This is a genomic window from Enterococcus sp. DIV0436a (assembly GCF_051711605.1).
In the GTDB taxonomy this organism is placed as follows: domain Bacteria; phylum Bacillota; class Bacilli; order Lactobacillales; family Enterococcaceae; genus Enterococcus_B; species Enterococcus_B faecium.
Genome location: NZ_JBIONA010000001.1, coordinates 2,782,598 through 2,792,500, shown reverse-complemented (window position 1 = coordinate 2,792,500; position 9,903 = coordinate 2,782,598). Strand labels below are relative to the sequence as shown.

At 38.2% G+C, this 9,903-nt stretch carries 7 protein-coding genes (1 of these 7 running past the window's edge); 5 read left to right on the top strand and 2 right to left on the bottom strand.

The window, feature by feature from the left end; translation table 11 throughout:
• The 5 genes from IGL15_RS13735 to gor form a co-directional block, all read left to right on the top strand.
• Positions 1 to 263 carry the 3' portion of a CtsR family transcriptional regulator gene (locus IGL15_RS13735; RefSeq protein ID WP_002289036.1) on the top strand. Its footprint begins 205 nt before the window's first position, so only the last 263 of its 468 coding nucleotides appear in the window; its start codon lies off the left edge, out of view; it ends in the stop codon at positions 261 to 263.
• A 6-nt stretch (positions 264 to 269) separates the two neighbouring features.
• Positions 270 to 2,762, top strand: a complete 2,493-nt coding sequence (locus IGL15_RS13730; RefSeq protein ID WP_104765235.1) for an ATP-dependent Clp protease ATP-binding subunit — start codon at positions 270 to 272, stop codon at positions 2,760 to 2,762.
• Between the two features lie 220 nt (positions 2,763 to 2,982).
• The gene (locus tag IGL15_RS13725; RefSeq protein WP_002289033.1) at positions 2,983 to 3,906 is read left to right on the top strand and encodes a peptidase U32 family protein; all 924 of its coding nucleotides are present in this window, start codon (positions 2,983 to 2,985) and stop codon (positions 3,904 to 3,906) included.
• Positions 3,907 to 3,911: 5 nt separating this feature from the next.
• A complete protein-coding gene (locus IGL15_RS13720; protein WP_002318037.1) occupies positions 3,912 to 5,165 on the top strand; it encodes a peptidase U32 family protein in 1,254 nt (417 codons plus the stop codon).
• Between the two features lie 133 nt (positions 5,166 to 5,298).
• Entirely contained in the window at positions 5,299 to 6,645 is a 1,347-nt protein-coding gene (gene gor, locus IGL15_RS13715; protein WP_104765236.1) for a glutathione-disulfide reductase, read from the top strand.
• Positions 6,646 to 7,807: 1,162 nt separating this feature from the next.
• Here the strand turns inward: gor and menA are convergent.
• Both menA and IGL15_RS13705 read right to left on the bottom strand, forming a co-directional pair.
• Entirely contained in the window at positions 7,808 to 8,761 is a 954-nt protein-coding gene (menA, locus tag IGL15_RS13710) for a 1,4-dihydroxy-2-naphthoate polyprenyltransferase (protein WP_104765237.1), read from the bottom strand.
• Between the two features lie 12 nt (positions 8,762 to 8,773).
• Positions 8,774 to 9,877, bottom strand: coding sequence for an FAD:protein FMN transferase (locus IGL15_RS13705; protein WP_002327584.1), 1,104 nt, complete (start codon positions 9,875 to 9,877; stop codon positions 8,774 to 8,776).
• Positions 9,878 to 9,903 lie beyond the last annotated feature (26 nt).

Genomic DNA, 9,903 nt, shown 5'->3' with positions numbered 1-9,903 from the left:
GAATTGCAAAAGTAAGGATTTCAGATAAAAAACAATTACTTGAGCAGATAAATCAGTTATTTGATGATACAATCAGTGAGAAAAATGCTTTTGCTATTATTCAAAAACTTTATGAAGACCAAATAATTACAAAAAAAGAAGGAAACTTGATGTTGAGTGCAATTGCAAAAAACACATTGAATTTCAATGAATATGAAGATCATACACGTGCTCGGATTCTCCGAGCATTTCTGGAACGTTTAAGTTATGAAGATGGGAAGTGAGATTAGATGGAAGAACTTTTTACTGAAAGAGCCCAAGCAGTATTAGAAATTGCACAAGAAGAAGCAAAACGATTGAAACATCAATCAGTTAGTTCAGAACATGTTTTACTAGCCTTAGTGGTCGAGCAAAATGGAATTGCTGGAAAAGTATTACGTGAAATGGATTTGAATGAAACGGAAATTTATGAAGAAATTGAACATCTGATTGGTTATGGTGGTATCCGTTCTTACCCTAAAGGAGTCTTTCTTCCATATTCACCAAGAATGAAACAAGTTTTTGCTTTAGCTAGCAGCGAAGTGAAGAAAACTGGTTCTCAAAAAGTTGGAACAGAACATATTTTGATGAGCTTATTAAAAGATGAAAGTATCATGGCTACTCGAATCATGATCAACTTAGGTATCAGCCTTTCAAAAGCCCGTCAAGTTCTGAAACAAAAAATGGGGCTAGCTGGTGATTCTGCTGGAAAAGGAATGAATCGTCGTAGAAATGTAAATGTACAAGATAAACGGCAAACACCGCAAGGAACACCTACGCTAGATTCATTAGCACGTGATTTGACGAAATTAGCAAAAGAAAACAAGCTGGACCCAGTTGTTGGTCGTTCGAGAGAAGTGAAACGGCTTATCCAGATTCTTAGCCGACGGACAAAGAATAACCCTGTACTGGTGGGTGAACCTGGTGTAGGCAAAACAGCCATTGCTGAAGGGTTAGCTCAAAAAATCATTTTAGGTGAAGTGCCAGAAGACATGCAAGAAAAGCGCCTGATGATGCTTGATATGGGATCTTTGGTTGCTGGTACGAAATATCGCGGTGAATTTGAAGATCGAATGAAAAAGGTCATCGACGAAATCTATAATGATGGTCAAGTAATCTTATTCATTGATGAATTGCATACCTTAATTGGTGCAGGTGGAGCAGAAGGAGCAATTGATGCTTCGAATATCTTGAAACCGGCGTTAGCTCGAGGAGAATTACAAACGATCGGAGCAACGACCCTAGATGAATATCAAAAATATATCGAAAAAGATTCTGCATTAGAGCGACGTTTTGCTCGCATTCAAGTAGATGAGCCAACTCCTGAAGAAGCAGAAGTGATTCTTCAAGGATTACGTACAAGATATGAAGAGCACCATGGAGTGGAGATCACAGATGAAGCTGTACGAGCAGCAGTCAATCTTTCTGTTCGTTATATCACTTCTCGTCAACTACCCGATAAAGCAATTGATTTGATCGATGAATCAGCAGCGAAAGTCCGTTTGGATCAAACCGATCACTTAACAAAATCAACTGTGATCAAACTAGAAATCGATGAACTAGTACAAGAAAAGGAAGCAGCAATCCAAAAACAAGACTTTGAAAATGCTGCTCAATTACGCAGACAAGAAAAAGCACTACGTAAAAAGCTGCAAAAAGTTTCTGCAATTGAAGCAAAACAGGAGCAAGGTTATTCTGATCGTGTAACAGAAGAAGATGTTGCTACAGTTGTATCGGAGTGGACTGGTGTCCCTCTACAGCAGTTGGAGAAAAAAGAAAGCGAACGCTTGTTAGAACTGGAAGGACTTCTGCATGAACGTGTCGTTGGTCAAGATGAGGCTGTCAAAGCAGTTTCACGTGCGATCCGCCGTGCACGAAGCGGATTGAAAGATCCTGATCGTCCAATTGGTTCATTCATGTTCCTTGGACCAACTGGTGTCGGAAAAACAGAATTGGCCAAAGCACTTTCAGAAGTCATGTTTGGGAGCGAAGATGCCCTGATCCGTGTTGATATGTCAGAATTTATGGAAAAATACAGTACAAGCCGATTAATCGGGTCTCCTCCAGGATACGTAGGGTATGATGAAGGTGGACAGTTGACAGAAAAAATTCGTCAAAAACCATATTCAGTGATTCTCTTAGATGAAGTGGAGAAAGCACATCCAGACGTTTTCAATTTACTTCTGCAAGTATTGGATGATGGTCATTTAACAGATTCTAAAGGTAGAAAAGTAGACTTTAGAAATACAATCATGATTATGACTTCAAATATCGGAGCGACACAAATTCGAGAAGAAAAAAATGTCGGATTCAATGTCCAAGATGTTACTAAAGATCACAAAGCCATGCAAAAACGTATCTTAGAAGAGTTAAAGAAAGCTTTCCGACCTGAATTCTTGAATCGAATCGATGAGACTGTCGTCTTCCATTCATTGAGTAAAGATGAAATCCATACAATCGTCCAAATCATGAGCAAAGCGATTATCAAACGATTGAAAGAACAAGATATTCAAGTGAAAATCACACCATCTGCAATCGATGTGATCGGGAAAGCTGGATTTGATCCTGAATATGGTGCACGTCCAATCCGTCGCGCACTTCAAAAAGAAATTGAAGATCGATTGAGCGAGGCTTTGCTTGGCGGAGAAATTCGTTTAGGTGACTACGTAACAGTAGGTGCTTCAAAAGGTAAGATCACATTGAATGTTCGCGGACCTAAAAAGGAAACAGTAGGTTCCCTATAGTTACTTGGCCTGTGTAGCTGAATTTTTATAATAGTAAGACTTGATTAAGAGGTTGTGACAAGATTTTTGTCACAATCTCTTTTTATATTTGGACAGAATATATCGAACTTTATTTTGATTTTTTGTGAAATAATTTTCAAAAATCCGACTTTAAATAGAAGAAGTATTGGAAAGTTTTTAGAGCTATGCTACTATTATGAAGTTGTAGGAGGAGAAAATTATGATCGAACTCATAACCACAGTAGAAACTATTGAACAAGCAGAACAGTTGCTTGCTGCAGGTGCAGATACACTATATTTCGGTGAAGAGCAATTTGGATTGCGTCTGCCTGCTTCATTTACACGAGAAGAACAGCGACAATTGGTAGAATTAGCACACAAGTATGGTAAAAAAGCGAATATTGCTGTAAATGGGATCATTCATCCTGAAAAAATGAAAAATGTACCTGAATATTTGGCTTTTTTAAAAGAAATAAACGTAGATGTGATCACAGTTGGTGATACAGGTATTATTTATACGATGAAAAAAAATCCTGAATTGCGTATACCGTATATTTATGATGCTGAAACATTAGTAACGAGCGCACGTCAAATCAATTTCTGGGCGAAAAAAGGCGCAGTTGGAGCAGTACTTGCTCGTGAAGTTCCTTTTGAAGAGATGAAGGCGATGGAAGAAAAACTCGATATTCCTGTAGAAACCCTTGTGTATGGTGCTACATGCATCCATCAATCCAAACGTCCACTGCTACAGAATTACTATAACTATACGAAACAAGACGAACAAAAAGATCGTGAAAGAGGTCTTTTTATCTCGGAACCTAAAAAAGAAGAGACACATTATTCTATTTATGAAGATAGTCATGGCACACATATTTTTGCCAGCAATGATCTGAATCTCTCGAATGAATTGAATGAACTTTATCAGCATCATTACTGTACATGGAAATTGGACGGATTATTTACTCCAGGCGAAAAATTCGTAAACATCACTCGACTATTCGCCGAAGCAAAAAAACAAATTTTAGAAGGTAGCTGGGATCAAGAAAAAGCGGAAAAAATGACTAGCGAAATCAGTAAATTGCATCCTGAAAACCGTGAATTAGATACAGGATTCTTTTATATTGATCCTTCTGCTATCAAATAAGGAGTATGATGAAAGAAATGACAGTAAAAAGAAAATTGAAACGACCAGAAATCCTAGCGCCAGCAGGAACACTGGAAAAGTTAAAAACCGCGATCCATTATGGAGCAGATGCAGTATATATTGGCGGGAATGCATATGGTTTAAGAAGCCGTGCAGGTAATTTTACTTATGAAGAAATGGCTGAAGGAGTTGCTTTTGCAAAAGAACATGATGCGAAGGTATACGTTGCTGCTAATATGGTCACCCATGAAGGAAATGAAGATGGAGCAGGGGAATTTTTCCGCAGTTTGCGTGATGTCGGTATTTCTGCAGTAATTGTTTCTGATCCAGCTTTGATCGAAATTTGTGCGACAGAAGCACCAGGTCTGCCGATCCATTTATCCACTCAAGCTTCAGCAACTAATTTTGAGACATTGGAATTCTGGAAAGAAGAAGGGTTGGAACGTGTCGTTTTAGCTCGTGAAGTTTCAATGGAGGAAGTGGCAGAGATTCGTAAAAATACGGATATCGAAATCGAAGCATTTATCCATGGTGCCATGTGTATCTCTTATTCTGGTCGATGCACATTGTCCAACCATATGTCGATGCGGGATGCAAACCGTGGCGGATGTTCTCAATCTTGTCGCTGGAAGTATGGATTGTTCGATATGCCTTTTGGTCAAGAACGAAACAGTTTAACTGATACAGGCGAAGTGGAAGAAGAATTCTCGATGAGTGCAGTGGATATGTCAATGATCGAACATATTCCAGAATTGATTGAAAACGGCGTAGACAGCTTCAAGATCGAAGGAAGAATGAAATCGATCCATTATGTATCTACGGTGTCAAATGTCTATAAAGCGGCTGTAGACAGTTATATGGAAGATCCTGAAAACTATGTCTGCAAGCAAGAATGGATCGACGAGTTATGGAAAGTAGCACAACGAGAATTAGCTACAGGTTTTTACTACAATACACCAACTGAAAACGAACAATTATTCGGTGAACGTCGTAAAATCCCAGTATATAAATTTGTCGGTGAAGTATTATCTTATGATGAGGCAACACAGATTGCTACGATACGTCAGAGAAACTTGTTTTCTGTAGGAGATGAAATCGAATTTTATGGTCCAGGATTCAGTCATTTCAGTCAAACCGTTGAAGTTATGCATAATGAAGAAGGCGAATCCATTGACCGAGCACCAAATCCAATGATGATTTTAACTATGCCAGTCGCACAGCCGGTGAAACCTGGAGATATGATCCGAAAACGTAAATAAGGAAAAAGCTGATATATCCCTGTTTTAAGCATCTTCGCATACAAAATTCAAGAAAAGTGTTACACTTGTTTTCTGTAGAAAAAGGATCGTTAAATAAAGGTTTTGATTGATCTCTTCAATAAGGAGGAACAAAATGCAAATATATGATTACATCGTAATTGGTGGCGGCTCTGGCGGTATTGCTTCAGCAAACAGAGCAGGGATGCATGGCGCAAAAGTTTTGCTGATTGAAGCGAATGAATTGGGCGGAACATGTGTCAACGTCGGTTGTGTACCTAAAAAAGTTATGTGGCAAGCAAGTACGATTTTGGAAACAATTGAACGAGATGCCTCAAGTTACGGTATCCAAGCAGATTTAAAAAATATTGATTTCGCCGGTCTAGTAGAAAGACGAGAAAAATATATTGATTTTCTACACGGTGCTTATCAAAGAGGATTAGATAGCAATCATGTCGAGGCTATAAAAGGTTACGCTACTTTTATCGATAGTCAAACGATCGAAGTAAACGGTGAAACCTATCGTGCTCCTAAAATCTTGATCGCTACTGGAGGCCGTGCAAGTAAAATGACCATTCCTGGTGGAGAATACGCCATTGATTCAAATGGATTTTTTGAATTAACAGAGTTACCTAAGAGAGCAATCGTTTTAGGTGCTGGATACATTGCGGCTGAACTTTCAGGTGTATTTCGTGGTTTAGGTAGTGAAGTCATGTGGGCATATCGAAAAGAACGACCACTTAGAACGTTTGATAAAATGCTTTCGGACAATTTGATCCAAATGTACCAAGAAGCTGGAATAAAAACTTACGCACATCATATTGCTAAAGAAATTACTAAAAACAATGACGAATATACGGTGCTATTTGAAAATGGTGAAACCTTAACTGGTGATTGTGTACTTTTTGCCGGTGGACGTGTACCGAATACCGAAAAATTAGGTCTGGAAAATACAAATGTGGAATTGGACAAAAAAGGGTTTATCAAAGTAGATAAATACCAAAATACAACGGATGAACATATTTTTGCTGTTGGTGATGTGATCGGTAAATTAGATCTGACTCCTGTTGCAATCGCAGCTGGTAGACGTTTATCAGAACGTTTATTTAATGGAAAGAAAGATTCTTATCTTGACTATAAACTTGTTCCGACAGTCGTCTTTACGCATCCACCAATTGCAACAATTGGTTTGACAGAAGAAGAAGCATTGGAAAAATATGGCGAAAATGAATTGAAAGTTTATCGTTCACGCTTTACCCCAATGTACTTTGCATTAAATGATTATCGCCAAAAATGCGAAATGAAATTGATCTGTGTCGGAAAAGAAGAAAGAATCGTCGGCTTACATGCTATTGGTGTTGGTGTCGATGAGATGCTGCAAGGTTTTGCTGTGGCTATCAAGATGGGTGCAACTAAAGAAGACTTTGACAATACAGTAGCCATCCATCCAACAGGAGCGGAAGAATTCGTAACGATGCGATAATTTAATATTAACAGTTCCAACAGCTTTTTATTGAACAAACCATGTAAAACCAGAAAATCAGTATACTGATTTTCTGGTTTTTTGTTTTTTAGTTATTTATGTAAGATTGCTTCGATAATTCTCAAAACGAAATAAGTAGGGAAGTTGGAGATTTTGATTATCTTCGTAACTGACGAAGAGTAAATGAATCCATTTGGTATGCACTCTTAAGTTCAAAATTTTAAAAGAAATAGAAATGTATCGAAGAACAGATGATTAAAAAAGTGTGACTTTGTATAAATAAATTAGAAGAAGCAAACGAGGATGTTAAAAGAATACCATATAGTTACCAAACCAAGAAAGTTCTCGTCAAGTTCGCTGGTACGAATCAAATCAAGTGAAAAAAGGGACTGTGACAAAAGTTGTGTCATAGGTAGTCACTTTTTCCGAACAAATGGTGTTCTCCTGCCAACTCCCAATCACAAGACACAATATTCATAAAACATGAGAAGCTGTTTTTTGAACTTGTTCCTTGCGACTCGGAGCTAAACGGCAGACTCACGACCTCTTTCTTAAACGGTGTTCAATCAGCTGTCCTTCGGTATTAGCTCAAAAAACGGCAAAATATGAGGAACTATTTTTCCATTTGTTTCTCTAATACTCAGGACAAAACGCTGGTTTTACAACCTCTGATAAACGGTGTTCAATCAGCTGTCCTTCGGTATTAGCTCAAAAAACGGCAAAATATGAGGGACTATTTTTCCATTTGTTTCTCTAATACTCAGGACAAAACGCTGATTTTACAACCTCTGATAAACGGTGTACAATCAGCTGTCCTTCGGTATTAGCTCAAAAAACGGCAAAATATGAGGAACTATTTTTCAGTTTGTTTCTCTAATACTCAGGACAAAACGCTGATTTTACAACCTCTGATAAACGGTGTTCAAAAGCCAGTTTCTCGGTATTAAGCCAAATTTATGCAAAAATATGGAAAGCCATTTTCACAAAATTTTTCTTAATACTCGAAACTAAGCGACTTTTTCACAACCTCTCGATAAACGGTGTTCAAAAGCTTGCATCTGCGGTAATAAGCCCAACCAAACGAAAAATATAAGGAGCTATTTTTATTTGGCTGTTCTTATTACTTGATGCAGGGCAGTTTTTTCACAACCTCTTCATGCTGTTAAATGGCTTGCATAATGATTGTTAGTAATAGCCCCAATACATAACTGGCATTGAATAAGACCATATTTTTGATGGAATAGCTGAAACTGATAGGCTGGGGTAACGTTTGCTTGAATTGATCCAAATGCTTCTTCACAATTGGCAAGGTCAAGAAGGTGACCAAGATCGGCCATTCATAGATACCGCTCAACAGTCCCATCAAAATCACAAAATAACAAGCATACATCAATAGTTGGAATAACACTGTCCCTGCAGGGCGTCCGATATAAAAAACTAGTGTATAGCGATGATTTTCAATATCACGGTCAAGATCCCGCAAATTATTAGCCAACATGATATTGGCAATCGTAAACACCAAGGGTAAGGAAGCTAATACGATTGCTGCTATAGCCCAAAGACTTCCTACCAAAGCAAATTGTCCAGATGAAAAGTTGACTGTCAGATCATAGACATCTGAACCGAATGTATTGACATAAACGACCATGGCAAAAATTCCAAGGCCCATAGTCACCCCACTGAAAATTTCCCCTAAAGGCATTCGAGATAAAGGAATCGGTCCGAATGTATAGAATACTCCAATAAAACAACAGATAAATCCCATCAAAAGTAAAAGCCAACCCGTATTGATCGTTAAAATAACGCCGATAACAAAAACAAATGCAATCATAGCTAAAATCATGTTTCGAATCAATACAGGAGATAGATTTCTGCGGCCAATGACATTTTCTTCATACTTATATACTTCAGAATGAGCCTTTTCATAATCCATGTAATTATTGATAGCGGTAGTCGCTAAATCAAAAACTAGCATTCCAATAAAAAATAAAAAAGTGTTTAGCCAATGTATCTCATGAAAAAAAGCGATAGAGAATAATACCCCTACCGCAAAAGGAAATACACTAGCCACCTTTGTTCGTATTTCAACTACTTCTAAAAAGATTTTTAGTGTCATGGTTCGTACTCCTTATTTTAGTTCAGAACGGTCACCCATCGTGTAATGGGAGTCCTCCGATAATTTGAAGGTGTCTTTGATTGGATCGGTCACATATACTTTATCGTCTTTTGTCACGAAGATCGCTTCCGTCCCGTTATTCAATTCGCTTTCGACGTATTCCAGTCCTTTTTTCACACCCATTGAAAAGACTGCTGTAGACAACCCGTCACCATCAATTGATTTATCTGTTATGATCGTGACACTTGCGATATCATTGTCGAACGGATAACCCGTTTTTGGATCAAACAAATGATGGTATTTTTTGCCATCTACTTCTAAATAACGCTCGTAAATTCCAGAGGTAACTAATGTTTTGTTCCGTTCTTTAATAGAACCTAAAACAGATCCGCGAGCCATGTTCGGATCTTGGATGCCGACTGTCCAGTCTTGGTTTTCGCCTCTTGGGCTGTGGCCTAAGACATAGACATTACCGCCCAAGTCAACGATGGCAGTGGTCACTCCTTGTTTTTTCAAGACTTTCACTACTTCGTCCGTAATGTAACCTTTGGCGATTGCACCTAAATCGATGATCATTCCTTTTTCTTTTAGATAAACAGTTTTTTCTTTGTCATTTAGTTCGATCTTATGATAATCCACTAATTTTAATGCCTGATCGATTTCTTCTTGGGAAGGTTTTCTGGCGTCATCAAAACCGATTCGCCATAATTGTGTGATTGCACCAATCGCCATATCGAATCCGCCTTGAGAATCTTGACTATATTCGTAGGCCCGCTTGACTAACGTGTAGACGTCATCAGAAACTTTTACTGGTTTGATCCCAGCTTGCTCATTCACTTCATCGATCTCAGAACCTTTTTGATTGATCGTGATTTTATCACCAAGTTCTTTTACTCGATCGAAGGCAGGTTTCAATGCTGATTCTTTGCCTTCATCATACACACGGATACGAACGTAAGTCCCTAACAAGAACTGTTCATCAGAATACGGATCTTTTAATATTTTGGTAGACGCTGTACTTTCAGTGGTTGTATTTTTTGCTGAATCAGTGCAGCCAGTTAGCACCATAAAAGAGATGCCCAGTGTGATTAAGGAAAATAGTAGTTTTTTCCGCATTGTTTTCCTCTCTTCATTTTGAAAGG

Coding starts and splice junctions, on each gene's coding strand:
- IGL15_RS13725 (WP_002289033.1), top strand. CDS start 2,983: ATGATCGAACTCATAACCACAGTAGAAACTATTGAACAAGCAGAACAG.
- gor (WP_104765236.1), top strand. CDS start 5,299: ATGCAAATATATGATTACATCGTAATTGGTGGCGGCTCTGGCGGTATT.
- menA (WP_104765237.1), bottom strand. CDS start 8,761: ATGACACTAAAAATCTTTTTAGAAGTAGTTGAAATACGAACAAAGGTG.
- IGL15_RS13730 (WP_104765235.1), top strand. CDS start 270: ATGGAAGAACTTTTTACTGAAAGAGCCCAAGCAGTATTAGAAATTGCA.
- IGL15_RS13720 (WP_002318037.1), top strand. CDS start 3,912: ATGATGAAAGAAATGACAGTAAAAAGAAAATTGAAACGACCAGAAATC.
- IGL15_RS13705 (WP_002327584.1), bottom strand. CDS start 9,877: ATGCGGAAAAAACTACTATTTTCCTTAATCACACTGGGCATCTCTTTT.